This window comes from Ornithinimicrobium cavernae, from assembly GCF_003121625.1.
GTDB classification, from domain to species: domain Bacteria; phylum Actinomycetota; class Actinomycetes; order Actinomycetales; family Dermatophilaceae; genus Ornithinicoccus; species Ornithinicoccus cavernae.
Genome location: NZ_QDDJ01000007.1, coordinates 233,528 through 257,832, shown reverse-complemented (window position 1 = coordinate 257,832; position 24,305 = coordinate 233,528). Strand labels below are relative to the sequence as shown.

General features: G+C 71.8%; 25 protein-coding genes. 5 read left to right on the top strand and 20 right to left on the bottom strand.

Annotated elements, in window-relative coordinates:
* Positions 1 to 2: 2 nt before the first annotated feature.
* The 4 genes from DA085_RS10180 to DA085_RS10165 are packed head-to-tail and all read right to left on the bottom strand — an operon-like array spanning position 3 to position 4,058.
* On the bottom strand, positions 3 to 848 hold the full coding sequence (locus tag DA085_RS10180) for an ABC transporter ATP-binding protein (RefSeq protein ID WP_109472840.1): 846 nt from the start codon (positions 846 to 848) through the stop codon (positions 3 to 5).
* Positions 845 to 1,909 carry a FecCD family ABC transporter permease gene (locus DA085_RS10175; RefSeq protein ID WP_237565427.1) on the bottom strand — a complete coding sequence of 355 codons (1,065 nt, stop codon included), beginning with the start codon at positions 1,907 to 1,909 and terminating at the stop codon, positions 845 to 847. Before DA085_RS10175 ends, DA085_RS10180 begins: the two co-directional genes overlap by 4 nt.
* Entirely contained in the window at positions 1,906 to 2,913 is a 1,008-nt protein-coding gene (locus DA085_RS10170; RefSeq protein WP_109472839.1) for a FecCD family ABC transporter permease, read from the bottom strand. Before DA085_RS10170 ends, DA085_RS10175 begins: the two co-directional genes overlap by 4 nt.
* Positions 2,910 to 4,058: an ABC transporter substrate-binding protein gene (locus tag DA085_RS10165; RefSeq protein WP_237565426.1), complete on the bottom strand. Its 1,149-nt coding sequence runs from the start codon at positions 4,056 to 4,058 to the stop codon at positions 2,910 to 2,912. Before DA085_RS10165 ends, DA085_RS10170 begins: the two co-directional genes overlap by 4 nt.
* A gap of 147 nt (positions 4,059 to 4,205) precedes the next feature.
* On the opposite strand from DA085_RS10165, the gene DA085_RS10160 reads away from it, so the two are divergent.
* The gene (locus tag DA085_RS10160; RefSeq protein ID WP_109472838.1) at positions 4,206 to 4,724 is read left to right on the top strand and encodes a MogA/MoaB family molybdenum cofactor biosynthesis protein; all 519 of its coding nucleotides are present in this window, start codon (positions 4,206 to 4,208) and stop codon (positions 4,722 to 4,724) included.
* Positions 4,724 to 5,701, top strand: coding sequence for a GTP 3',8-cyclase MoaA (moaA, locus tag DA085_RS10155; RefSeq protein ID WP_109472837.1), 978 nt, complete (start codon positions 4,724 to 4,726; stop codon positions 5,699 to 5,701). Before DA085_RS10160 ends, moaA begins: the two co-directional genes overlap by 1 nt.
* A gap of 58 nt (positions 5,702 to 5,759) precedes the next feature.
* On the opposite strand, the gene DA085_RS10150 is transcribed toward moaA, so the two are convergent.
* From DA085_RS10150 to DA085_RS10140, 3 genes are read right to left on the bottom strand one after another with little or no spacing between them, the layout of a single operon-like run.
* A complete protein-coding gene (locus DA085_RS10150) occupies positions 5,760 to 6,137 on the bottom strand; it encodes a cupin domain-containing protein (RefSeq protein WP_154402160.1) in 378 nt (125 codons plus the stop codon).
* Complete coding sequence (locus DA085_RS10145; protein WP_109472835.1) at positions 6,134 to 6,742, bottom strand: biotin transporter BioY; 609 nt, start codon at positions 6,740 to 6,742, stop codon at positions 6,134 to 6,136. The genes DA085_RS10150 and DA085_RS10145 overlap by 4 nt, the downstream gene beginning before the upstream one ends.
* 24 nt (positions 6,743 to 6,766) lie before the next feature.
* Positions 6,767 to 8,401, bottom strand: a complete 1,635-nt coding sequence (locus tag DA085_RS10140) for a DUF4073 domain-containing protein (RefSeq protein WP_109472834.1) — start codon at positions 8,399 to 8,401, stop codon at positions 6,767 to 6,769.
* 192 nt (positions 8,402 to 8,593) lie between these two features.
* Here DA085_RS10140 and DA085_RS10135 point away from each other — a divergent pair, with 192 nt between their 5' ends.
* From DA085_RS10135 to DA085_RS10125, 3 genes are read left to right on the top strand one after another with little or no spacing between them, the layout of a single operon-like run.
* A complete protein-coding gene (locus DA085_RS10135; protein WP_109472833.1) occupies positions 8,594 to 9,286 on the top strand; it encodes a hypothetical protein in 693 nt (230 codons plus the stop codon).
* 41 nt (positions 9,287 to 9,327) lie between these two features.
* On the top strand, positions 9,328 to 10,134 hold the full coding sequence (locus DA085_RS10130; protein ID WP_109472832.1) for a hydroxymethylpyrimidine/phosphomethylpyrimidine kinase: 807 nt from the start codon (positions 9,328 to 9,330) through the stop codon (positions 10,132 to 10,134).
* 31 nt (positions 10,135 to 10,165) lie between these two features.
* Entirely contained in the window at positions 10,166 to 11,086 is a 921-nt protein-coding gene (locus DA085_RS10125; RefSeq protein ID WP_109472831.1) for an EamA family transporter, read from the top strand.
* Positions 11,087 to 11,224: 138 nt separating this feature from the next.
* Here DA085_RS10125 and DA085_RS10120 read toward each other — a convergent pair whose 3' ends face one another.
* The 13 genes from DA085_RS10120 to DA085_RS10060 all read right to left on the bottom strand — a co-directional run bounded on the left by DA085_RS10120 (position 11,225) and on the right by DA085_RS10060 (position 24,300).
* Positions 11,225 to 11,734: a hypothetical protein gene (locus DA085_RS10120; protein WP_109472830.1), complete on the bottom strand. Its 510-nt coding sequence runs from the start codon at positions 11,732 to 11,734 to the stop codon at positions 11,225 to 11,227.
* Positions 11,735 to 11,845: 111 nt separating this feature from the next.
* The gene (gene mgrA / locus DA085_RS10115; protein WP_109472829.1) at positions 11,846 to 12,877 is read right to left on the bottom strand and encodes an L-glyceraldehyde 3-phosphate reductase; all 1,032 of its coding nucleotides are present in this window, start codon (positions 12,875 to 12,877) and stop codon (positions 11,846 to 11,848) included.
* A gap of 33 nt (positions 12,878 to 12,910) precedes the next feature.
* Positions 12,911 to 13,519, bottom strand: coding sequence for a hypothetical protein (locus DA085_RS10110; RefSeq protein ID WP_154402159.1), 609 nt, complete (start codon positions 13,517 to 13,519; stop codon positions 12,911 to 12,913).
* 91 nt (positions 13,520 to 13,610) lie between these two features.
* Complete coding sequence (locus DA085_RS10105; protein WP_109472827.1) at positions 13,611 to 15,425, bottom strand: alpha-amylase family glycosyl hydrolase; 1,815 nt, start codon at positions 15,423 to 15,425, stop codon at positions 13,611 to 13,613.
* A 224-nt stretch (positions 15,426 to 15,649) separates the two neighbouring features.
* Entirely contained in the window at positions 15,650 to 15,892 is a 243-nt protein-coding gene (locus DA085_RS10100) for a hypothetical protein (protein WP_109472826.1), read from the bottom strand.
* A 45-nt stretch (positions 15,893 to 15,937) separates the two neighbouring features.
* A complete protein-coding gene (locus tag DA085_RS10095; protein WP_109472825.1) occupies positions 15,938 to 18,703 on the bottom strand; it encodes a LuxR C-terminal-related transcriptional regulator in 2,766 nt (921 codons plus the stop codon).
* A gap of 81 nt (positions 18,704 to 18,784) precedes the next feature.
* Positions 18,785 to 19,045: a hypothetical protein gene (locus DA085_RS10090; protein WP_109472824.1), complete on the bottom strand. Its 261-nt coding sequence runs from the start codon at positions 19,043 to 19,045 to the stop codon at positions 18,785 to 18,787.
* 245 nt (positions 19,046 to 19,290) lie between these two features.
* Positions 19,291 to 20,595, bottom strand: a complete 1,305-nt coding sequence (locus DA085_RS10085) for a glycosyltransferase (protein WP_109472823.1) — start codon at positions 20,593 to 20,595, stop codon at positions 19,291 to 19,293.
* Between the two features lie 32 nt (positions 20,596 to 20,627).
* Positions 20,628 to 21,059: a VOC family protein gene (locus DA085_RS10080; protein WP_109472822.1), complete on the bottom strand. Its 432-nt coding sequence runs from the start codon at positions 21,057 to 21,059 to the stop codon at positions 20,628 to 20,630.
* A 117-nt stretch (positions 21,060 to 21,176) separates the two neighbouring features.
* Positions 21,177 to 21,482 carry an MTH1187 family thiamine-binding protein gene (locus DA085_RS10075; protein WP_109472821.1) on the bottom strand — a complete coding sequence of 102 codons (306 nt, stop codon included), beginning with the start codon at positions 21,480 to 21,482 and terminating at the stop codon, positions 21,177 to 21,179.
* The gene (locus DA085_RS10070) at positions 21,479 to 22,762 is read right to left on the bottom strand and encodes an MFS transporter (protein WP_237565425.1); all 1,284 of its coding nucleotides are present in this window, start codon (positions 22,760 to 22,762) and stop codon (positions 21,479 to 21,481) included. Before DA085_RS10070 ends, DA085_RS10075 begins: the two co-directional genes overlap by 4 nt.
* A 173-nt stretch (positions 22,763 to 22,935) precedes the next feature.
* Entirely contained in the window at positions 22,936 to 23,550 is a 615-nt protein-coding gene (locus DA085_RS21330) for a hypothetical protein (protein WP_109472820.1), read from the bottom strand.
* Between the two features lie 84 nt (positions 23,551 to 23,634).
* Positions 23,635 to 24,300 carry a response regulator transcription factor gene (locus DA085_RS10060; RefSeq protein WP_109472819.1) on the bottom strand — a complete coding sequence of 222 codons (666 nt, stop codon included), beginning with the start codon at positions 24,298 to 24,300 and terminating at the stop codon, positions 23,635 to 23,637.
* Positions 24,301 to 24,305: the final 5 nt, after the last annotated feature.

The window sequence follows — 24,305 nt, the reverse complement described above, 5'->3', positions numbered from 1 at the left end:
CGTCACGGTCGTCCTGCGACCCTGACCCGGGCGTGGGGCGGCTCCTCGGGGCTCTCCTGGCCGTGGGTCGGCAGGTGCCGCCCCAGCGGGATCACACTGACGTCACCGGCATGCTCCCAGCGCACCCGGCAGGTGATGCCGAAGACGTCGCACACAGTGTCCGCGGTGACCACGTCGCGGGGTCGGCCCTCGGCGACGATCGCACCGTCACGCATCGCGATGAGGTGGTCGGCGTAGCGCGCCGCAAGGGGCAGGTCGTGCAGCACCATGACCACCGTCGTGCCGTCCTCCACCGACAGGTCACGCACCAGGTCCAGAACCTCCACCTGGTGGGCGATGTCGAGGAACGAGGTGGGCTCGTCGAGCAGCAGCAGCCCCGTGCGCTGGGCCAGGGCCATGGCGATCCAGACGCGCTGGCGCTGCCCGCCGGACAGCTGGTCGACCGGTCGGCCCGCCAGGTCGGTCGTGTGCGTGCGCTCAAGGGACTCGGCCACGATCCGGTCGTCGTCCCGGGTCCACTGCCGGAGCAGCCCGTGGTGGGGGTGACGCCCGCGGGCCACCAGCTCGGCGACGGTGATGCCCTCCGGGACGATCGGGCTCTGGGGCAGCAGGCCCACGCGCCGGGCCACCGTCCTGGTCGGCAGGCTGTGGATGTCGGTGCCGTCGAGCAGCACCTGTCCTGCCGTGGGGCGCAGCAGCCGTGCCAGCCCGCGCAGTGCGGTCGACTTGCCGCAGCCGTTGGGACCGACGATGGCAGTCACCCGGCCCTCGGGCACGTCCAGGTCGAGACCCTCGACGACCACCCGCTTGCCGTAGGCGAGCGAGAGGTTCCGGGATTGCAGGGTCATGCGGTCTCCTTCACGGGTCGGCTGGTGGCCAGGAGCCAGAGCAGGAACGGGGCGCCGGCCAGCCCGGTGACGACGCCGACGGGGAAGTTGTTGCCGGGCAGGGCGTAGGCCGCCAGGTAGTCGGCCGCGACCACGATCACGGCCCCGACCAGCCCGGCCGTCAGCAGCGAGGGCCGTCCTCGCAGCAGGCGCCGGGCGGTCGGGCCCGACAGGAAGGCCACGAAGGCGATCGGGCCACACACCGCGGTGGTGGCCGCGGTCAGGACGACGACCAGTGCGATCGCGCGGGTGCGGGTGGCCCGCGGGTGCCGCCCGAGCCCCGAGGCGAGGTCGTCACCGAGCTCGACGACCTGCAGGTGACTGCCGACATACAGCAGCAGCGGCAGGGCGACCACGACGACCAGGGTGAGCAGCCGGATCTCCGACCAGGTGACACCGTTCAGGCTGCCGGTCAGCCAGACCATCGCCTCGTGCGCCTGGTAGATGTCCGCCCGGACCAGGACCCAGTGGATGACCGAGACGAGCATCGCCGCCAGCGCGATACCGACCAGGATCATCCGGCCGGGTGCCGCGCCGGGGTGGGTGCCCGAGAGCACGACGAGCGCCACCGCGACGGCCGCCCCACCACCCAGCGCGGCGAGCGAGACCATGCCACCCGGCGCGTCGAGGAGCACCGCGGCACTCACGGCGGCAGCACTGCAGCCGAGGGTGATCCCGAGGACGTCCGGGCTGGCCAGCGGGTTGCGGGCCATGGTCTGGAAGGTGGCGCCGGTGGCGCCCAGGGCCAGGCCGGCGAGCGTGCCGGCGACGGCCCGAGGGAGCTTGGACTCCAGCAGGATGTAGGACGCCCCGGGGATGTCGGCGCCGGTGACGATGCGCACGAAGTCGGGGATGGTGATGGTGTAGTCGCCCAGCAGCACGCGCGCGGCGACCAGGCCCAGGAGCAGCACCAGGAGGCCGGTCAGCACCACGAGGCTGCGCCGCCGCACCGCCCGGGTGGCCAGCGACATCGCACCGAGAGCGGCACTCAGGTCCGGGGCGGGACGCGTCTGCACGGTCACCGCAGCACCGCCCGGCGGATCAGCAGGATCAGGACCGGCGCCCCCAGGACGGCCGTCATGATCCCGACCTGGATCTCCGAGGGAGGCGTCACGACCCGGCCCAGGGTGTCGGTGAGCAGGATCAGCACCGGCCCCACCAGGGCACTGCCCGGCAGGATCCGGCGATAGTCCGGCCCGGTGACCAGGCGCACCACGTGCGGGACGACCAGGCCGACGAAGGCGATCGGCCCGGCGAGGGCGACCGCACTGGCCGCCAGGCCCACCGCCCCCACCGCCACGACGAACCGGGCGAGGTGCACCCGCTGGCCCAGGGCCCGCTCGAGGTCCTCCCCGAGCGCGGCCGCGTTCAGCACCGGTCCGGACAGGCCCACGATGAGCAGGCTCACGACCAGGAGCGGGAGCACGTCGGCGATGATCACCGCGTCGCGCCCGGCGACCGACCCCACCTGCCAGAAGCGGAAGCTCTGGAGGGCCCCCTGGTTGCTCACCAGCACGCCGGCGATCACGCTGGTCACCCCGGCGGTCACGGCGGCGCCGGTGAGCACCATGGTGAGGGACTGGTCGCCCTGGCTCACGGACGCCACGGCATACACGAGGACAGCTGTGACGAGGCCGCCGAGCAGGGCCAGCCAGAGATAACCACCGACGGTGGAGATCCCGGCGAACTGCAGGCCGAGGACGACCGCGAGCGCCGCCCCGGAGTTGACCCCCAGGATGCCGGGGTCGGCGAGCGGGTTGCGGGTCAGGCCCTGCATCGCCGCCCCCGAGAGCGCGACGGCCAGCCCCACGACGAGACCGATCAGGGTGCGGTCCAGGCGTGCCGACAGGATGCCGTCCGCGGAGCTGCCGCTGGCCTCTCCGGTCACCAGGGCGGTGAGACCGTCGAGGACCGCGCCGGGTGAGAGCGACCGTGAGCCGATCGCGAGCGACAGGCAGGCGGCCACCGCCAGCGCGGCGACTCCGAGGAGCACGACCGCGCCGGTGGGCAGGCGGGTCCGGGTCACTGCACCTTCTCGGCCGCCTCGCCGACCTGCGGGAGGAACTCCTCCAGCACGACGGGGATCGACAGCGGCGTCGGCGAGGACATCGCGGTCATCAGGGGCATGTCCGTGAGCGCGACGAAGGCGCCGCTGGCCAGGGCCGGGGTCTGCCCGATGAGCGGGTCGTTGACCAGCACGTCCGCCTGGCTCGCCTCCTCGATGTAGAAGGTGAGCACGTCGGCATCGAGCGTGTCGGCCTGCTCCGAGGACAGGTTCGCGCTGAAGGTGCCGGGGTTGGCTTCGCTCAGCTCGACCACCTTGCCGGCGTCGACCATGCCGAACTCGTGCATGAGCTGCTGGCGCAGGTCGGTGGTGGTGTAGACACCGATCGTGCTGAGGTCGGTGGGGGTGTACCAGGTGAACGCCAGCGAGGTGCCCTCGAGCTGGGGGTAGTCGGCGACAGCGGTGTCGATGGCCGCCTCGGTCTCGGCGAGGACCGCGTCGGCCTCGGCGTCGCGGCCGATGGCCTGACCCACCAGGTCGAGCGACTCGCGCCACGGGGTGCCCCACGCCGCCTCCGGGTAGGCGACGACCGGCGCGATCTTGGACAGCGAGTCGTACTCCTCCTGCGTCATACCGGAGTTGGTGCCCAGGATCAGGTCCGGGCTCAGGGCCGCGATCTCGTCCGCCGGGATGCCGTCGGTGTCGTCGTAGCGGGTCACCTCGGCGGGGTCGCCGCCCTGCTCCTCGAGCGCGGCGTCGAACCAGTCGGTGGAGCCGGCCTCGTTGCCGCCCCAGGTGATCTTCGTGGCGCCGACGGGCACCTCACCGAGCGCGACGACCATGTCGTGGTCCGCCCAGCCGACCGTGGCGATCCGCTGCGGGTCGGACTCGATGGTGGTCTCGCCGAAGGCGTGCTCGACGGTGACCGGGAACTGCGCCTCCCCCTCGGTGGCCGGGGCACCGGAGGTGGCCGGGGCACCGGAGGTGGCCGAGCCAGAGTCAGCAGACGCGCCGGCGGGCGCGGCCTCGGCGGGCTCGTCCGCGGGGGCGTCGGAGTCGCCGGTGGGACCGGTCGAGCAGGCGGTGAGGAGGGCGAGGCCCGCCACGGCGGAGCCCAGGAGGGCTGCCGGACGGCGGGTGGTGGGACGGGATGTGGAGTGCAGCACGGGGTGGTTGCTCCCTCGGCGTGACAGTAGGACGTAGGCAGGTTAGGGCAACCTAACGCAGTTCCACAACACGGCCGTGCCGTATATGACCTCGCCCGCAGTGACGGCGAAGGCGTCCTTTGGGCGCCCAGTGCCTAGCATGGGGGGGTGAGCAACGCCGCCGCCCGCCCTACGACCCGCGTCCTGGTGATCACCGTCTCGGACCGCGCGGCCGGCGGGGACCGCGAGGACCGCTCCGGCCCGCTGCTGGTCGACCTGCTCCGGGCGGAGCACTACGAGGTGACAGGGCCGCGCCTGGTGACCGACGGCGTCGAACCCGTGTCGCAGCGCATCGCACAGGGCATCGAGGAGGGCTTCGGGCTCATCGTGACCAGCGGAGGCACGGGGGTCTCGCCACGGGACTTCACTCCCGAGGCGACCCGCCGGTTCGTGACCCGGGAGCTGCTGGGGGTCGCCGAGCACCTGCGCAGGGAGGGTGCACGGCATACTCCCCTTGCCGCACTGTCCCGCGGCATCGTCGGCGTCGCCGACCCGGTCGACCCCGACCGGGTGGGGACCCTGCTGGTCAACCTGCCGGGCAGCACCAAGGGGGTCGAGCAGTCGATGGAGGCGCTCGTGCCGCTGCTGCCGCACATGCTGTCGCAGATCGTGGGCTGGGACCACTGATGGCCCTCCTCGACACCTACGGACGGGTCCACCGGGACCTGCGCATCTCGCTGACCGACCGGTGCTCCCTGCGCTGCACCTACTGCATGCCCGAGCAGGGGCTGCCGTGGCTGGCCAAGCCGACGCTGCTGACGACCGAGGAGCTGATCCACCTCGCGCGGATCGCCGTCGGTCTCGGCATCGACGAGGTCCGGTTGACAGGCGGCGAGCCCCTGCTGCGCCGTGACCTGGTCGACGTCGTCTCCGGCATCGCCGCCCTGGGCGTCGAGGTGTCGATGACGACGAACGCGCTGGGGCTGGACAAGCTCGCCGGCGCCCTGGTCGACGCCGGGCTCACCCGCGTCAACATCAGTCTCGACACCCTCGACCGGGACACCTTCCGCACGCTGGCCCGGCGCGACCGCCTCGACGACACTCTCGCCGGCATCGCCGCCGCGGCCGCCGCCGGGCTGCAGCCGCTGAAGCTCAACACGGTGCTGATGCGCGACCTCAACGACCACGAGGCCCCGGAGCTGCTCGCGTTCGCCCTGGAGCACGGCTACCAGCTGCGGTTCATCGAGCAGATGCCCCTGGACGCCGGCCACACCTGGCGCCGCGACACCATGGTCACCGGCGAGGAGGTGCTGAGCCTGCTGCGGGAGCACTACGACCTGACGCCTGCCGAGCAGCGCGGCAGCGCCCCCGCGGAGCGGTTCCTGGTCGACGGCGGGCCGGCGACGGTGGGGGTGATCGCCTCGGTGACGGCACCGTTCTGCGGCGCCTGCGACCGGGTCCGGCTCACCGCGGACGGTCAGGTGCGCAACTGCCTGTTCGCACGCACCGAGACGGACCTGCGGACCCCGTTGCGCGAGGGTGCCTCCGACGAGGAGCTGGCCGGGCTGGTGCGGGCCTGCATCACCGCCAAGCTGCCCGGCCACGGCATCAACGAGCCGGGCTTCCTCCAGCCCGGTCGCCCGATGAGCGCTATCGGCGGCTGAGTCGGCCGGCCGGCCTTGTCCCGGAACACCCTTCCCGCACAGGGTCGGTAGCCGGAGGCTAGGCCCGCGAGATCGTCAGCAGGCACACCGCGTCGGTGACCGCGTCCACACGGTGACCCGCCGGGGGGATGGGGAGCAGGTCGCCGGCGCGCACCGTCCAGCGCTCCTCCCCGGCGACGAGCACGACCTCGCCGCGAAGCACCTGCAAGGTCGCCGCCGGTGGTGAGTCGTGCTCGGGCAGCTGACAACCGGCCCGGAGCGCGAAGAGCACCGCGTGCTGCACCGGGCCACGGACGACCGGTCGGGTGCGCAGGCCGTTGGGTCGCTCGGTGGCCTCCTGCAGGAGCTGGGCACCCAGCGCGTCCAGGTCGACCGCCTCCGCGCGCTGCGGGTCCGCCAGAGGCAGGCCGCTGTGCGGCCGGCCAGACATCGTCACGCCTGGTCGCCACCCTTGGTGGCATCGAGCCGGCGCACACCCTGCCACGCCACCGGGATGATGGCGGCCGCGATCAGCGCCTTGACGACCCCACCGGGGATGAACGGCCACAGACCCCACGCGAGCGTCTGCTGCAGGTCCGCACCGGTCACGACAGCGAGCCAGGGCAGGCCCACGAGGAACACCACGCCGGAGCCCGCGAGGAAGGTCACGGCCGCGTGCAGGAACCTGCGGTCCCACTGGCGCTGCGCCAGCCACCCGGTGAGCGCCGCCGCGAGGACGAAGCCGACGATGTAGCCGCCCGTGGAGCCCAGGAGCACTCCGACACCGTGCTCCGCCTCGGAGAACCACGGGATGCCCGCGACACCGGCGGCGGCGTAGAAGAGCATCGAGAGTGCCCCGCGGCTGGCACCGAGGGTCGAGCCGACCAGCAGCACAGCGAGGGTCTGACCCGTGATCGGCACCGGCCACAGGGGGATGGCGACCTGGGCGAGCAGCCCGGTGAGGGCCGCCCCGCCGGCGACCAGGGCGATGTCGGTCACGAGACCGCGCGGAACGACGTGGTCGGCGAGAGCGGGGCGGCCGACAGCGAGCGAGAGCGTCATGCTGCCGATAGTAGAGGGTGGGTCTCAGTCCAGCGGGTTCGGGATCGTGACCGACCGGATCAGCTCGTCCGCAGCGAAGTCACGGGCCTGCACCACGACCCGGTCCCCGAAGGAGTCCAGGACGAGCCCGCGGTTGATGTCCCGCGTGACGACCTCGGAGATCCCGTCCGTGTTCTCCCCCCGAGCGTCCCACTCGACCTGGATCGCCAGCGTGTTGATCGCCCAGAAGCCGTCGGGGTGTCCGCCGTCGGTGCGTCGCTGGACCGCCCAGTCGCCGAGCTCGGCCGGGTAGTGGGTGTGCCCGTTGAGGACGATCGCGTTGGGGTAGTCGCCGAGGATGCCGGTGAGACGGTCGTTGAACTGGTAGTGGTCGTGGTACCAGGGGATCCACGACGCGGAGTGCGTGTCGCCCAGCGGGAAGTGCGAGATCACCACGACCTGCTTGTCCTGCCTGGTCCAGTGGGCCAACCGGTCCTCGAGGAAGGCGATCTGCTCCTCGCTCATCGGGACGTCCGGCGGGTCGGCCGCGTCCTGGCCCAGCACGATGACCGGCAGGTCCCCGCCCGTCCCCTCCAGCAGATACTCACCCCACGTCCGGTCCCGCTGCGCGAACTCCAGGAACCGGGCCTGGTCGTCCTCGTAGGCTCCGCCGGTGTAGGACTCGTGGTTGCCGATGGCGGCCACGACCTGGTCCGGGAGTATGCCGGCGCTCGCCTCCATCACCGCGTTCACCTCGTCCCACTGGGCCTGCGTGCCGGAGGCGACGATGTCGCCCACCATGAGCAGCCCGCTGGCACCAGGACGCAGGGTCTGCAGGTCCTGCAGGGCGTGGCTCAGGTCGCCCGGCTGGCCCTGGATGTCGGAGACGACCCAGGCAGTGGTGGCGTCGGTCGTCCCGGCGTCGGGCGCACGGTGCACTGCCACGGAGTCGATCGCCCAGTACCAGGAGTTGGCCTCGGCCTCGAAGTCCCAGCGGAAGACCGCGTCCTTGGCACCGGCGGGCACCGTGACGTCGAGCAGCTCGGTCGCGTTGATCCGCGAGCCGTCGTAGTTGTCGGTGACGGTGGCGGAGTCATAGCGCATCAGCTCGATCTCCTCACCCCCGTCGAAGCTCACCGTCACCGTCGCCGACTGCCCGGTCCACCCCCGGTAGTGACTGTCGAACGACAGCTGGAGCTCGTCCTCGCCCTTCACCCGGACCGGTGCGCTCACCAGGCTGGTCGAGAAGTCGTGCGGCGCGGTGCCACGGTCGGCGAACTCGTCGGAGTCAGCCACCGCGACGATGTCGTCGGCACGGCCGAAGCGGAACCGCATCTGGTCCTCGGCGTCGGTCCAGAACTCGCGGGTGGTGAAGGACCAGCCGCGCCACTCGGTCACCCCCGTGTCCTCCATCGACTCGTCGACCTCGACGCTCCAGCCGACCGGCGCGCGGTGGGTGAAGCCGAGCGTGCCCTCGGCGATGCCCGGGTCGTCGGCGCGCGGCTCCAGCCGCTTGGCGAGGCCGTTGAAGCCCTCCCGGAAGATGACGTCGTCCGTGTGTCGGGTCGTGGTCACCGGGTGAGGTCGGTGGGTGTCGTCGGCGGGTGCGGCGGCCGCTCCCACCAGGGTCAGCGGGAGCAGCGCGGCGGCGACGGCCGTCGTGGCGCGGTGTCGGGACATGGGTGGTCTCCTCAGGAGTCGGGGTGCGGACCGACCGTAGGGAGCGCCGGTGAACCGGCGAGGGTGTCGACCGGAACCGTCGGTGAACAGCAGCCCTCCCCCAGCCGCCGGCCGTGTCGGGCACGGCCTGTGGTCGGTTAACGTTCTGGTGCCTCCCCGGGACGGGGAGGGCGGTTCAGAGACGGAGGGGACATGGCCAGGCTCGACAACATGCCGCGCACGCGCAGGCGGCGCGCAGCAGGAAGCATCGGGGCCGGCATCGCCCTCATCGGCGGCACCCTCGCCGTGACCGCCGTCCGGGCCGGAGCAGGCATCCACCCTGTGATGGTGGTCGGTCTGGTCATCATGGCGGCCGGCGTCGCGCTGCTCGTCTGGGGCACGCGCGGGCACGCGACAGCCGAGGAGGCCGACCGGAGGACCCTCGTGCGGGAGGGCCGCTGGGACGGCCTGCCCGCCGGGACCTTCGAGGAGGACGGCCGCATCGGCCTGCGGAGCCAGAAGCTGTGGACCAGGATCGTGCTCCCCGTCCTCGGCGTGCTGATGCTGCTGCTCGGTGGTGTCATCGCCCTGGCGTCGGAGGGCGACACGGAGATGCTGCTCGGCGGGTGCGGGGTGATGGCCCTGGGCCTGCTCATGTTCTCCGTGGTCTATGCCACGGCGGGCACCGTCTACTGGCTCGACCCGGACGGCGTCAGCCGCGAGCGCTGGCCGCGGCGCCGGGCCGCCTGGTCCGAGATCGCCGATGTGACGGTCCACCGGAACCGGGTGCTGCTCGGCCTGCAGGACTCGCGCCGGGCCTTCGTCATCTCCGCCGGGGTGCTGGAGATCAGCACCCCGGCCCTCGTGCAGCTCCTCACGACGCTCCGGGCGCAGGCCACGCGCTGACCGGGCGCGGCCCCGCGCCGGGGCAGTGGCAAGATCGAGGGATGACTTCTGCTCCCGTTGCCCTGACCATCGCCGGCTCGGAGGCCACCGGTGGCGCGGGCGCCCAGGCTGACCTGCGCACCTTCCAGGCCCACCACGTCTTCGGTGCGGTCGCGCTCACGTGCATCGTCTCGTTCGACCCGAAGGCCGACTGGGGACACCGCTTCGTCCCCGTCGAGCCGCAGGTGATCGCCGACCAGCTCGAGGCGATCACGACGGCCTACGACCCGGACCAGCTCTCGGTCACCAAGATCGGCATGCTCGGGACGCCTGCGACGATCGAGACGGTGGCGGGCGTGCTGCAGCAGCGCCAGTTCCGCCAGGTCGTGCTCGACCCGGTGCTCATCTGCAAGGGGCAGGAGCCCGGTGCCGCCCTGGACACCGACACGGCCCTCAAGGCCAACGTGCTCCCGCTCGCCACGTTCGTGACCCCGAACCACTTCGAGGCGGAGTCGCTGTCCGGCCTGGAGATCCGCACGGTCGAGGACCTCACCGAGGCTGCTCGCCGGATCCACGAGTCCTCGGGGGCGGCGGTGCTCGCCAAGGGCGGGGTGAACCTGCCGGGCCCGGACGCGGTCGACGTCTTCCACGACGGCACGACGACCGAGCTGCTCAGCGCCCCGAAGGTGGGGGAGGTCGCCGTCGCGGGGGCCGGCTGCACCCTGGCCGCCGCCGTCACCGCCCGTCTGGCGCTGGGTGACTCCGCCCTCGAGGCGGCGCGCGCCGCCAAGCAGTTCGTCACCGCGGGCATCGTCAACCGCCTGGGCTCCCAGGCACCGTTCGACGTGGTCCGCCAGCAGGCCGTATGACGCGGGGCCGGCCGAGCGGGTCCGCCCACCGATGACCCGGGCGGGCTCTGCGACGGACGCCCGGGGCGCGGCGCGCAACGGCGCCCTGATGGCGCTGGCGGCGATGTTCTGCGTCCAGCTCGGAGTCGTCGCGGCGTTCTCGGTCTTCGACCGGATCGGTCCCGACGGTGCCGCCTGGCTGCGGCTGACCTGGGCCGGTCTCATCTTCCTCGTACTGGTGCGGCCGCGACCGCTGCAGCTCGCACGTCGTGACCTGGCGGCGTGTGTCGCACTCGGTGTGGTCACGGCCTTCATCACGATCCTGTTCATGTTCGCCGTCGAGCGGATCCCCGTCGGCACCGCGAGCGCCCTGGAGTTCCTCGGCCCCCTCGCGGTCGCCGTGCTGCGCAGCCGCGACCGCAGCGCGGTCCTGTGGCCGGTGCTGGCCCTGGTCGGCGTGCTGCTGCTGACCGAGCCGTGGGCCGACTCGGTGGACCCGGTGGGCGTGGCCTACGCCCTGGGCGCAGCAGCCTGCTGGGGGCTCTACATCCTCCTCACCCAGCGGGTCGGCGACGCCGTCTCCGGGCTGCAGGGCCTGGCCATCTCGATGCCGGTCGCCGCGCTGGTCGCCACCGTCGTGCTCGGCGGGTCGGTGATCCCGGACCTCACCTGGACCCACCTGCTCATCGGGCTCGGGCTGGCGGTGCTGCTGCCGGTCGTGCCGTTCGCCCTGGAGATGCTCGCGCTCCGCCGGATGACCACGGCCTCCTTCGGCACGCTGATGGCTCTGGAGCCCGCGATCGCGCTGCTGCTCGGCCTGGTCATCCTGAGCCAGCAGCCCGGGGTCCTACCGGTGATCGGCATCCTGTTCGTCGTCGCGGCGGGCATCGGCGCGGAGCGCACTGGTGCCCGCGAGGAGGACCAGCTCCCACCGGACACCCGCGACAACGATCCCGGCTACGTCGTCCCCTGACGCCATCCTGCGGCGGACGCGCACGGGTGCGTCCCTCACTGACCGGCACCTCGGCATACCGGACGGCGCACAGCTCCTGGTGAGAGGGGAAAGGGCCGGGAGACACGCCCCCCGGCCCTTCCTCACGCCCCCACGTGGTCAGGCAGTCGCGTAGAACGTCCTGAAGTGGCCCTTGCCCCAGCCGTCGTCGAAGACCTTGATCTCGACTTCACGCCCCTCCGGGATGCTGAGGTCCGCGTAGGTGTAGCTACGACCGCGAGGCGGGTCGATGTAGGCGGCCTTCTCCCTCCCGTACTGGTCGACCCACGTGAGCTGGACATACCAGGCATCAGAGTTGGCGAGGGTGTCGTAGACGTAGACCTGCTCGCCGTACGGGTGGAACTCCACCTTGCCAGCGAGCCGGTCGTCCGCGGTGTACATCCGCATCTTCGCGGCCTGCCCTCCCTTGTCGTGCTGGAAGTAGGTGCCGTCCCACTCGTCAGGCAGCTCGCACCAGCACCCTGAGGTGTAGCGCCACTCCGTGCTGGACCAGGCGCCGTCGTGCGCCTGCGCCATCGTGGCCGGCGCGACGACTGCCGCCCCCAGTGCCACAGGCGCTGCCACGGCGGCGAGTGCTGCGCGGCGGAGTCGGTGTGTCCGAACGGTCATGTGTGTTCCCTCCTGTTGGTGAATGTGCACCACCCACCGTGACCGCAGGAGATCTCACTTCGGTTTCAGTTCGCTTTCACCAGGGAGGAGCGCCACCTGTGAGGGCGGCAGTCAGGATCCCTCGCGGGCCTGCTTCCACAGGTCGATGCCGGCGTCGACGGCATACCGGTCGATCTGGGTCAGCTCCTCGTCGGTGAAGTCCAGCCGGTCCAGTGCCCCCACGTTCTGCTCGAGCTGCTCGACGCTGCTGGCGCCGATCAGCACCGAGGTCATCCGCGGGTCGCGCAGCACCCAGGCCAGCGCCATCTGCGCCAGGTTCTGCCCGCGCCCCTCAGCGATCTCGTTGAGCGCCCGCACGTGGGCGAGCGACTGCTCGGTCAGCAGGTCCGGGGACAGTGACTTGCCCTGGCTGGCCCGGGACCCCTCCGGGATGCCGTCCAGATAGCGGTTGGTGAGCATGCCCTGTGCCAGGGGTGAGAAGGCGATGCACCCCGCGCCGACCTGCTCGAGGGTGTCCAACAGCTGGTCGTTCTCGACCCAGCGGTTGAGCATGGAGTAGACGGGCTGGTGGATGAGCAGCGGCGTGCCGAGGTCGGCGAGGATCCCGGCCGCCTCCCGGGTGGCGACCGCGGAGTAGGACGAGATCCCCACGTACAGCGCCTTCCCCGACTGGACGATGGAGTGGAGCGCGCCCATGGTCTCCTCCAGCGGCGTGGAGGGGTCCGGCCGGTGGTGGTAGAAGATGTCGACGTAGTCCAGACCCATCCGCTGCAGCGACTGGTCCAGGCTGGCGATCAGGTACTTCCGCGAGCCGCCGATCTGCCCGTACGGCCCCGGCCACATGTCCCACCCCGCCTTGCTGGAGATGACCAGCTCGTCGCGCAACCCGGCGAAGGAGCGCTGGAGGTGCCGACCGAAGTTCTCCTCGGCCGCGCCGTAGGGCGGTCCGTAGTTGTTGGCGAGGTCGAAGTGGGTGATGCCGAGGTCGAAGGCACGTTGCAGCACCTGCTCCTGGCGCTCGAACGCCACGTCGTCACCGAAGTTGTGCCACAGCCCCAGGCAGACGGCCGGCAGGTCGAGGCCGGACCGTCCGCTGCGGCGGTAGGTCATCGAGTCATAGCGGGTGGGGTCCGGGGTGTACATGCCCCCATCCTGCCGGAGGTGCTGAGCCGCAGATCAGGCTGTGCCGGCGACCCACGGTGAGCAGTCGTACTTGTGCCACGGCTCCTCTTCCGGCGCCTGGCACACCCGGAACCAGAAGCGGTTGCCTTCCGAAAAGCCGGTTCCGCTGGGGCCGAGCTGGAAGGTCTCCTCATTGCCGGTGTACATCAGTCCCACCCCCCAGCGTGTGTGCCACTCTCCATCGTAGAAGCTCTTTTCCTTGCCTTGTATGGTCGCCACCTTGCCGTCCGAGATCCGGTCCCGGACCAGCAGCTTCTCCCCGCGCGGGATGAACTTGGCGTAGTAGTAGGCCTCGTTGATCTGGCCGGGCCTGTAGATCTTGGTCGAGGCAGCCACCCCTCCCGGGTCGTTGTTCACGTCCCATCGTCGCGTGTAGAAGCACCACTCCCAGTCCCGCGCGCACGGGTAGCCATTGACCTGCGACTCCACAGACGAGGCTCCGTCGGCCTCGAGGTGAGCTGACGGCGCCGTCGGCTGACCCGGTCCGTCGTGTGTCACGCTGCCTGTGGGCCCGGTGAGGGCGGCGGCCCCGTTCGCACTGATGGCGGCTGCCAAGAGGGTTGCCGCAAAGGCACTGGCGAGAACTCTCGTGTTCTTTGTCATGCGAACAGGTCACCAGGGCGCCCTTTCGCCCGGCTTTCATGTCGCGATCCGGATCGACCCCAGCCAGTGGCTCCTCCGATCGCGGGCGGGCTCAGCCCTCCAGGGAGAGCACCACGGCGGAGTAGGCCCCGACCGCCAGGGTCGCGCTCTGGGCACAGTCGTCAGCTGGGTGCGGGACGGTGTCCACGTCGAAGACCGGGTGGTCCCCGAACTCCGGGTCGTAGAGCGTGGAGTCGCCGTTGAACCGGACCGCCCAGCGCCCGGGCCGTGGCATCCCGACCCGGTAGTCGACGACCGGGGAGGAGGAGAAGTTGAGCACCACGAGCGTGTCGTCGTGCGGGCCGCCCTGACCCCACCGGTGCAGCACGATCACGCCGCGCTCCTGATCGGCCCGGATGACGTTGGCGTTCGGGCCGCGCAGCCCGGCGGTAGTGCCCTCGCGGTTGCGCCGGAGGGCGATCATGTGCCGGTGCATGGCCACGATGCCGAAGTGGTCCTGCAGGTCGTGCCAGTCCAGCGGGACCGAGTCGTCGAAGTAGCGGTCGGCCAGCATCTCCTGGCCCTGGAAGAACATCGGCATACCGGGAGAGAAGAAGACGGCCGCCGACCCGAGGGTGGCGCGCTTCTTGGCTGCCAGACTGTCGGCGGCGCCGGGGGAGATCGCCTCCGGGACCCGGGTCTTGCCGTTGGCCACCTCGTCGTGCGACTCGGTGTAGATGACCCGGGACCCAGCGGCACCACGCCCCGTCCCGAGTATGCCGTGGGCCACCTCGCCCACGTCCCTCGCCGCATCGTCCAGCTGAGTGAGCGCGCGGCGGATGACGTGCACGAAACCGGCGTCCCACTGTGCGTGGAACCCGAGTCCACCCTGGTCGACCGGCATCGTCACGGTCGGGTCGTTCTGCAGGTCCTCGGCGATGAGCAGCTTCCAGGGCTGGTCGGCCGAGAGCGAGGCGGTCAGCGCCTGGAGGTACTCCGTCGCGTCCGGCAGCATCGAGCCGGCGTCGTGGACCGTGCCGTGCACCGACCGGATGTAGGCCGTGGCGTCGAAGCGGAGCCCGTCGCAGTGGAACTCCTGCAACCACAGCTTGGCGCTGTCGGACAGGAACTGCCGGACGGCGGGGCGGCCGAAGTCCGGTCGGGTGGCACCCCACGGGGTCTCGGCGCGCCAGTCGTTGTAGAAGTAGATGCCGCCGCCGTCGTTCTCGTGCCACCCGTCGAACCGCCACAGGTCCAGGTCCGAGGGGCCGATGTGGTTGTGGACGACGTCGACGATCACCGCGATGCCGTGCTCGTGGGCCGCCTTGATGAACCGCTTGAACGCATCCGGTCCTCCGTAGGAGGACTCGACCGCGAACATGTGGGCGGGGTTGTAACCCCAACTGATGTCACCTGCATACTCAAAGGGCGGCATCACCTGGACCACGGAGATCCCCAGCTCCCGCAGGTAGGGCAGCCGCTGGGCGGCCCGGTCGAAGTCGCCCCGGTGCTCCTGGTCCGCCGCGAAGGTCCCCACGTGCATCTCGTAGATCACGACGTCGTCCCAGTGCGGCATCTGGAAGTCGTCCTGCCCCCAGTCGAACGCGCTCGGGTCGTGGACCACGGAGTTGCCCACCGAGTTGGTCATCTCCCGTGCGTAGGGATCGGCCCGCCAGACCTCCTCACCGCCGCCGGTGGTGAGCCGGAACTGGTACTCCGTGCCGGCACCCACCCCGGGCACGTGCACCGACCAGGTGCCGACCGAGCCGTCGCCGTCGGGACGCAGGGCGGCCGGGACGTTCCAGCCGTCGTGGCTGCCGGTGACGGCCACGGCCGTGGCGTTCGGTGCCCAGACACGGAACGTGGCGCCGTCGTCGTGCAGGGTCGCGCCCATGCCGGGGTAGGGGGACGGTGAGCTCTCAGGCATTCCCCCAACCTAACGGGCGGGGCCCTCGACGGCAGGTCGTGAGACGGCCGGTTGCCGCTCCCCGGCCATGGGGCCCGGGGAGCGGCAGTCCCGCCTCGGTGTGCCCCGCACCAGGCGAGTCCGCTCCCCCCGGGAAGGTGTCGGGGAGCGGGTCAGGGGGGGCCGGTGGGACGTCTCACGACGTCCGGGGGACGCTGCCTGCGGAAGGGCTTCCGCTGCTGAACCTAGGAGCCCGGGCCGTCGACTCCCTCAGTGGTGGACCACTGGTTCTCGGACCGGGCACCCGGGTTCGGGAGGTTGTGGAACTTCGCACGGGCCAGCTGCAACAGGGTCGGGACCCCCTCGACCGGCACGCCGAGCGCGGTCCCGACCACCGCGTCGCCGTGCCCGGCGGCATGCAGCCTCAGCGCCACGGCCATCGCGGTCGGCAGCTGGTCCAGCTGGTGCTCACAGGAGAGCCCGCTCATGCCGAGAGGCTACGGCCGACACGAGGTCGCCCTCTCAGTAGTCGGCTACTGGGGTGGCAGCAGGCGCCCCAGGTCGGTGCGCCGTTCGACCCCGAGCTTGGCGTAGGCCTGGTACAGGTGGGACTCCACCGTCCGGACCGAGACGACCAGGCGCTCGGCGATCTGCGCGTTGCTCAGCCCGAGGGCCGCCAGCCGGGCGACGTCGAGCTCGCGCCGGCTGAGGTCGGCGACCAGCTCCGGCTCCCGCAAGGCTGGCGTGGTGATCCGTTCGAACCGCGCCGTGAGCCTCGCCAGCAGCGCAGAGGCCCGCCGGGTCCCGTCGGTGGAGCCTGCCGCCCTGTGGGCGCGGGCGGCCTGGCTGGCCGCTTCGGCAGCCAGCAGCGGGAGGCCGCGGTCCCCGAACCGGTGGGCGACCTCCTCGAGGGCTGTGCCGTCCCCGGCCCGCAGTGCCTCCGCGTGGTCAGCCAACAGCGTCGGGTACTCGAACTCGACCCGGTCCGCGATGTCCCGGAGGTCGGTGACCACCGCGGCTCCGCGCTCGCCGACCCGGACGGCGAGGTGGAGCAGCCGTGCTCGGGGCAGCTCGAACTGGGGATAGGCTGCGGCACCCTCCAGGGCCAGGGCAGAGGCGGCGGTGCCGTCACCCTCGGCCACCGCGATCCAGACGTCGGCAGCGGTCAGGTCGGCGGCCTGCCGCGCGGAGCCCCCGCGGGCATGGTGCTCGCGCGCCTCGTCCCGCCACCGGCGTGCGTCCTCCGGCCGGCCGGTCAGCACCGCGGCCTGGCTCAACAGGGACAGCGCCCACGCCAGCGTCCCCCCGAGGTCGACCGTGCGGAAGTCGGCCACCGCGTCGAGCAGCACGGCCTGGGCACGGCTCGGTCGGCCGGCCATCAGGAAGATGCGGCCGAGCGCGAGGGACGCGAGTCCCCTGGTCGCCACGTCCTGACTGCTCTCGAACTGTGAGTGGAGAGCCGAGACCACCGGGAGGATCTCGCCGAACCGTCCATCGAGCTGGGCGCACCACAGCTCCTGCATATCCGCTTCGGTGGCAGCCGTGGCTGCCCTCCCGTGGCCCGTCTGTGCGAGCGAGCGCATCCGGTCCCACACCAGCGCGGCCCGCGTGTACAGCCCCAGGTAGCCCAGCGCCTCGCCGCTCGTCTCGAGCGCGAGGAGCCGTTGCAGCTCGGGCACCTCCGTGGAGTCGAGCAACGGCTCGGCGAGGGCGACGGCCTCGCGAGCCAGCCCCTCCCCCAGGAGGATGTTGGCCCGGTATGCCGCGAGGCCGGGTTTCCCTTCCCCCTCACCTCCCCGCGTCCCCGGATCGCTCCCGCCGGACGTCGCGGTAAACCGGTCGAGCAGGCGGCGCGTCTCGTCCGCCTGACCGAGCCCCACATAACAGGCCCAGAAGCGCATGTCGAGGTAGGTGTCCTGGAGGGGCTCGTCATCGGACGCGACCACCTCGTCCTCGATCTCGAGCAGCAGCGCCGAGGCCTCCTCGAAGTGGTTGCGCCAGACCAGGGCCCTGGCCAGCTCGACGACCAGCGAGCACCGGAGCTCGCTCCCGGCGCGGTCGGCCACGATGCCGGCCCGGGCCAGCCGTTCCGCGAGCTCGTGGTCGAAGGTCTGGTTCGCTCGCTCAGCGGCCCGCAGCAGCGTCTCCGGTGGCAGCTCCCCACCGATCTCGAGCCTCCAGCTGGCAACCCGCACGACGGCCTCGTCCCGGTGCAAGGGGTCGGCCTCGAGCGCGTCTGCCAGTGCGGCGACGAGACGGCGACGCGTCAGGTGCCCCAGCTGGCCGAGGACGACCTCGCCGTACAGCGGGTGACACAACCGGAGGGACGTGAGCTCACCCCTGCCGTCAGTGCAGACCAGCACCGACTCCTCCAGCGCCGACAGCACCTCGGCGTCGATGAGCCGCTCCGCGACCGCCAGGGGCAGCGGCTCCCCGATGGCGACGAGCGCCAGTGCCTGGCGCCCCTCATCGGACAGCGCCGCCAGCCGCCATCCCACCGCGTCGACGAGTCGGGGTGCGAGAACCACCTGCTCGTCCCAGGTCCAGACGTCCTCCCGCCGGCGCAGGGATCCTGCCTCGAGGGCGCCGGCCACCAGCTCACGGGCGTAGAGCACGTTGCCGTCGCTCACGGCGGCAAGTCGGGACAGGGTGCGATCGCTCACGGACCCGCCGAGGGCCCGGCTGATGAGGGCGCGCATCTCGGTGGCGGAGAAGGGTTGCAGGTCCACCCGCAGCGCGAGGCCGTCCTTCCACAGCGCGGTGATCGGGTCCGGGACCGACGCTCCCCGGCGCACTGCGACGACGGGCGTGACCGCGCCCTCCATGGCGAGCTGGAGCACCAGGGCGGCGCTGCCGTGGTCGAGGTGCTGGGCGTCGTCCACGAGCAACAGCGTGCGGCAGTCCGCCGACCGGAGCGCCGCGGCGAAGGCGGCGTGCCAGGTCACTCGGTCCGCCGGGTCCGCCGTGCCCGCAGGGAGCAGGTGTAGCACCGCGCCGTACGGCGTGCGTGAGCCAGCCTCGGTCGCGATCACCAACGCGGTCCGCACGCCACGGTGCTCCGCCCAGCGACGCACCTCCGTCAGCAGCCTCGTCTTGCCCACGCCGGCGGGCGCGAAGATCACCGCGCCCCCGGACCCGCTCCCCGGTGGCTCGCCCCGGCCGGACCCGCCCTGAGCGTCTGTGCCGATCGCAGCGGTGATGAGGTCGAACTCCTCGCCACGCCCGACAAAGGGCCACTCGGCGCGGGCGACCGTCACGAGTCCGTCAGGCCCGGACTCCGGGGGCTGCGGCACCTGCATCGATCCCTCCGCCCATGGCGCTCCTGGCTCCCAACCTAGCGCCGACGCAGGGCAGACGGACACTGACGGCGAGGGTGTCTCTCAGAAGCCCGACAGGACGTGGACAACGAGGACCTCGTCGTCTGGGGTGAGGATCACACGCACAATCGAGGATCTAGCGAGGTCGTGCTCCAGGTCTGCACAGACACCGGTCTGGAGGTCGACTCCCAACTCTCCCCCGGGCTTGGTGACTAAGCACCGGGTGCCGTCGGTCACCGCGAGGGAGATCTGTGCGCCGGTCCTGTGCCAGCGACCTGACCACTCCTGGATCTCCCCGGTGACGCTCTCGCCGACAGGTCCCACCGGCTCGCCAGCTTGGCCAGCGCGTCCTGCAACAGGTCCTGCGCCAGGTGGTGGTTCCCGCATACCAGCACCGCGGCTCGCAGCAGCGGATCCTGCCTGGCGCGGACGAAGTCCAGGAAGTCGTCATCGACCTGCAGCCCGCTCACCGCCCCCCGATGGGTCCATAGTGGTCTAACGGGGGCGGGGGCCGTCCAGGTTGTGTCGGCGAGCCACAGACTTTGCCGGCCGTATGCCGAGGGGCCGGGTCAGGCCCGCGCCGCCCGGCCCTGCAGGTGGCTCTCGACGACGGCCACCGCCCCGGGGAGGCCTGGTGCGGCCGCCAGGTCCGCGGCCAGGCGCTGCGCGGCGGCCCGGTAGCCGCCGTCGTGGAGGACCGTCCCCACGAGCCGGTCGAGGTCGGGCTCGCTCGGGCTCAGCGTGGTCACGGCGAGGCCGGCACCACTGCGCCGCACCCGGGTCGCGATGGCCGCCTTGTCCTGCTGCGCACCGGCCAGGACCAGCGGCACGCCGTGGCGGAGCGCCTCGTGGACCCCGCCGTACCCCCCGTTGGTGACCATGACGGCAGTGCTCGGCAGGAGCCAGGAGTAGTCGACCCAGCGCTCCAGGACCGCGTTGGCGGGGAGGGACTGCGAGAGGTCTCCGGGATCCCGGCCGCCGGTCGTTGCGACGACGAGCACCGGCCGGCCCGCCAGCGCGCGGATCGTCGGCGCCACCAGCTGCCCGAGGTCCGTGTTGGCCGCGGTGCCCTGCGTGGCGTGCACGACCGGCACCCCCTCGGCCGCGGCCTGCTGCACCCGCGGCCACCACGACGGTGGTTCACCGTCCGGGCGGCCGGGCGGGCCGGCGAGGGCGCCGACGTGGTGGACGGGCACCGGGAGCCCCGCGACGGGCTCGAAGGCGGGCACCGAGAGCTGGAGGATCCCGGCTCCGGCGCGCGGCCAGTCCAGGAAGAAGGTCGTCGGTGCCGGCTCCCCGAGGGTGGCGAACAGTCGCTCCGCCTCCCGCTGGACGGGCCCGAACAGGAGGCGCTGCAGCACCCCGTGCGCGGTCGCGTGGGCTCTCGGCGCGAGCGGGCCGAGCCCGCGCCACGGTGGCCCCAGCGGTGGCATCGCCGTCTGCCGTCCCAGCGGCGGCATGGTGCCGAGCGTGAGGACCGGTGGGGCGGTGCGGCGCCCGACGAGGGCGAGGGCCGCGAGGAACAGGGGCTCGGCAACGACCACGTCGGCCGCCTCCTCGGCGAGCGCGCCGTCGACGGCTGCCAGCTGGGCCGGCACCGGCTCGAGGAAGATGCGGGTCATGTCGAAGCGCGCTGCCGCGGGGCCGGTCAGGTCGGCGCGCTCCGGGAAGGTCTCGAGGAGCCGGTCCTCGTCCAGGTCGGCCGCTGCCGGCAGCTGGACCAGCTCGGCTCCCGCGCGTGTCACCTGCTCGGCGTAGCGGTGGCCGGTGACGACACGCACGCGGTGGCCGGCGTCCGCCAGCCCGGCCGCCAGTCGCAGCGTGGGCGTGACGTGCCCACGGAAGGGGCAGGATGCCAGCAGGATCGACCCCATGCGTCCACCGTAACGGGCGGACGCATGGCCCGTCAGCGGTCCGGCGCAGCCTCTGCGGCCTGGCCGCTGATGTTGACGAGCCAGCTGATGCCGAAGCGGTCGGTGAGCTGACCGAACTCATCGCCCCACATCTGCACCTCGAGCGGGGTCTGGACCGTCGCGCCCTCGGACAGGCCTGCCCAGTAGCCACGCAGCGTCTCGACGTCGTCGCCGCTGAGGCTGATCGTGATGTTGTTGCCCGGCTGGTGGTCGGTGCCGGGCGGGATGTCGGCGGCCATCAGCGTGAGGCCGGCGGCGGTCTCGAGCTGGCCGTGCATGATCTTGTCGTCGAGCTCGGGACCGGCACCCGGGAACTCCCCGAAGGTGCTGACGTCGAGCTCGCCACCGAGGATGCCGGCGTAGAACTCCAGCGCCTCCCTGGCGTTGCCCGGGAAGCTGAGATACGGGTTGAGACGCGTGGCCATGACTGCTCCTGGCGACGGAGGGTTTCTGACCCTCCCGACACTAGCCCCGGCAGGCCCGCGGCAACAGGCCTCGGGTGAGGCTCGGCATACGGCTGGGCCAGGCCGGGGGCGCGGCCGTCAGCCGCGGTCGGCGAGGTGCGCCTCGACCCGCTCCACCTTGGCGGCCAGCTGGCCGGTGTAGCCGGCACGGATGTCCGCCTTGAGGACGAGGCCGACCCGCGGCGACTCCTGTGCGACGACGTCGACCGCCTGCTTCACGACGGCCATCACCTCGTCCCACTCGCCCTCGATGTTGGTGAACATCGCGTTGGTCTCGCACGGCAGACCCGAGTCCCGGATCACCTGGACGGCGCGGGCGACCGCCTCGCTGACGCCCCCGGTCTCGTCCCCGCCGGACGGGCTGATGCTGATGGCAACGATCATGCGGTCATGGTCGCAGACGCGTCCCGCGCACGGTCGACACGGTGCAGCAGGAGGGAGGCGGCCAGGAACAGCAGGCCACCGAGGGAGAGCACGACCCCGACCCAGCTGGCGGCCTGGTAGCCCCAGCCGGCGGCGATGACCAGGCCTCCCAGCCAGGCGCCGAGGGCGTTGGCGATGTTGAGGGCGGCGTGGTTGCTGGCCGCGCCGATCGTCTCCGCGTCGCCGGCGACGTGCATGAGCCGCAGCTGGAGCACCACGACGAGCACCGAGGCCATGACCGAGGACGCGAACAGGGTCAGCAGCGCGGGCCAGGCCCACTGGGAGGTCAGGGTGAAGAGGGCCAGGACCGCTCCCATACCGACCAGGCTGATCACCAGGCCACGCAGGACCGACCAGTCCGCCAGCCACCCGCCCACCAGGCTCCCGACCGCACCCCCGACACCGAAGGCCAGCAGGAACCACGGGATCGCGGACTCGCCCAGGCCCGTGACCTCGGTGACGGTGGGGGCGATGTAGGAGTACATGGCGAACATGCCACCGAAGCCGACCGCACCGACGGCCAGCGCCAGCCACAGCTGGGGGTTGCGCAGGGCGGCGAGCTCGCGGCGTCCGCTGGCGTGCGGGTTGCCGGGCGTCCTGGGCACCCAGAGGGCGACGAGGGCGACGGTCACCACGGCGAGCGCCGCGACCAGCCAGTATGCCGAGCGCCAGCCGACCTCCTGGCCCAGCCAGGTGGCGGCCGGCACGCCGATCATGTTGGCGATCGGGATGCCCAGCATCACGCGACTGACCGCGCGCCCGCGCTGGTGGGCGGGTGCGCAGGCGGCGACGATGAGGGCGGAGACGCCGAAGAAGGCCCCGTGCGGCAGGCCGGCCAGGAAGCGGCCGAGCACGAGTGCCTCGTAGCTGGTGGCGACCGAGCTCGCGACGTTGCCGAGCGCGAAGACCGCCATCAGCACCAGGGCCAGGCCGCGACGTGGCAGGCGGGCACCCAGGACGGCGACCAGCGGCGCACCGACGACGACCCCCACGGCATACGAGGAGATCGTGTGGCCCGCGGTCGGGATCGAGACACCGAGGCCGCCGGCGATCTGGGGCAGCAGGCCCATCGTGACGAACTCGGTGGTGCCGATGGCGAACCCGCCGACGACGAGCGCGGTGGTGATCAGGCCCAGCGGGACCCTCGGTCGCTCGTCCGGTCCGTCGACGGTAGGAGATACGGACCGCCGGCCCGGCGCCGTCGCGAGAGTCGGTGCCGAGAGTGGCTGGGTGGTTGTCAAGGGCAGGCTCCGTGCGTTCGGGAGGTGGGCTGGAGGGCGCAGACCTCCCTGTCCTGCCCGTGCTCGGTTCAAGGGTCCGGCCGCGCGGACTATTCCGCGGACACGACTCAGCCCGGGCCCTGCTGGGCCCGGGCTGCTCCGGAGCGGCTCACGCGGCCCCGCGCGACCTCCGGTCAGTCGTCGTCGTGACCGGAGTCGTCGTCATCGTCATCGTCGTCGTCGTCATCCCAGTCGTCGTCATCGTCATCGTCGTCGTGACCCGGACCCGAGTTGTCGTCATCGTCGTCATCATCATCGTCCGGTGGCGGCGCGACCGGAGGGGGCGACACCGCCTTGGGCGGCTGGGCCGCCTCCTCCCGGGCCTCCTCCTCTGCTGCCGCCTCCTGCCGAGCCTTCTCCTCGGCGGCAGCCTTCTCGCGAGCCTTCTGCTCGGCGGCGGCCTCCTGCCGTGCCTTCTCCTCGACCGCGGCGATCTCGGCCGCGGCGGCCTCCCGTGCGTCCGCCACCAGACCTGCGAGGAGCTCGGGGTCGGAGATGACCTCCCGCGGCTGGTTGTGCCACACGTCGAGGACGGCCTGCAGCCCGACGAAGGCGGCGGCGTAGTCGTCGGTCAGGACCGAGTTGTCGGCGGAGGTGAGGGGCTCGATGAAACCCGAGGCCGCGGAGCCGGAGCTCTCGACGACCTCGACACCGGCGGTCTGCACCTCGGAGGCGCCCTGGCCCAGCCAGAGCCAGGCGCTGAGGGCCGCGACGACGGTCAGCGACACGAACGAGGCGATCAACTTCATGGAGCCAGTCTCACCCGCGAATCTGGTATGCCGATGAGACGTCCATGAGAAGATTCTCATCTTCCGTGCGCCGGTCGATGCGGGTCAGACCTCCTTCAGCCGGTAGCCGACACCCCGGACCGTGTCGAAGCGGGCGGCCCCGAGCTTGTTGCGCAGGTAGCGGATGTAGACGTCCACGACGTTGGAGGCCCCGTCGAAGTCGTAGCCCCACACCCGGGACAGCAGCTGCTCCCGCGAGAGCACCTGACCGGGATGCTCCAGGAACTCCCTGGCCATCGCGAACTCCCGCGGGGAGAGCTCGACCGGCTTGTCATCGGCGGTCGCGACCCGCGTCGTCAGGTCAAGGCTCAGGCTCCCGTGGCTCAGGACCGTCGCGTCCTGGGCGCCGGGTCGGGGACGGAGCCGGGTCCGCACCCGCGCGAGCAGCTCCTCGAACTTGAACGGCTTGGTCAGGTAGTCGTCCGCCCCACCCTCGAGCCCCGCCACGGTGTCCGTCACGGCATCGCGCGCGGTCACCATGATGATCGGGATCTGGTGCTCGAGGGTGCGGAGGACCCGCAGCACCGTGAACCCGTCCATCTTGGGCATCCCCACGTCGAGCACGAGCAGGTCGTAGTCACCGCTCGAGGCGTGCTCGAGGGCACTGACGCCGTCCCCCACCACGTGCGTCTGGTATCCCGCAGCCTTGAGGCCCTTGGCGACGAAGAGCGCGATGCGCTCCTCGTCCTCGGCGATCAGGATGTTAGCCATGGCCC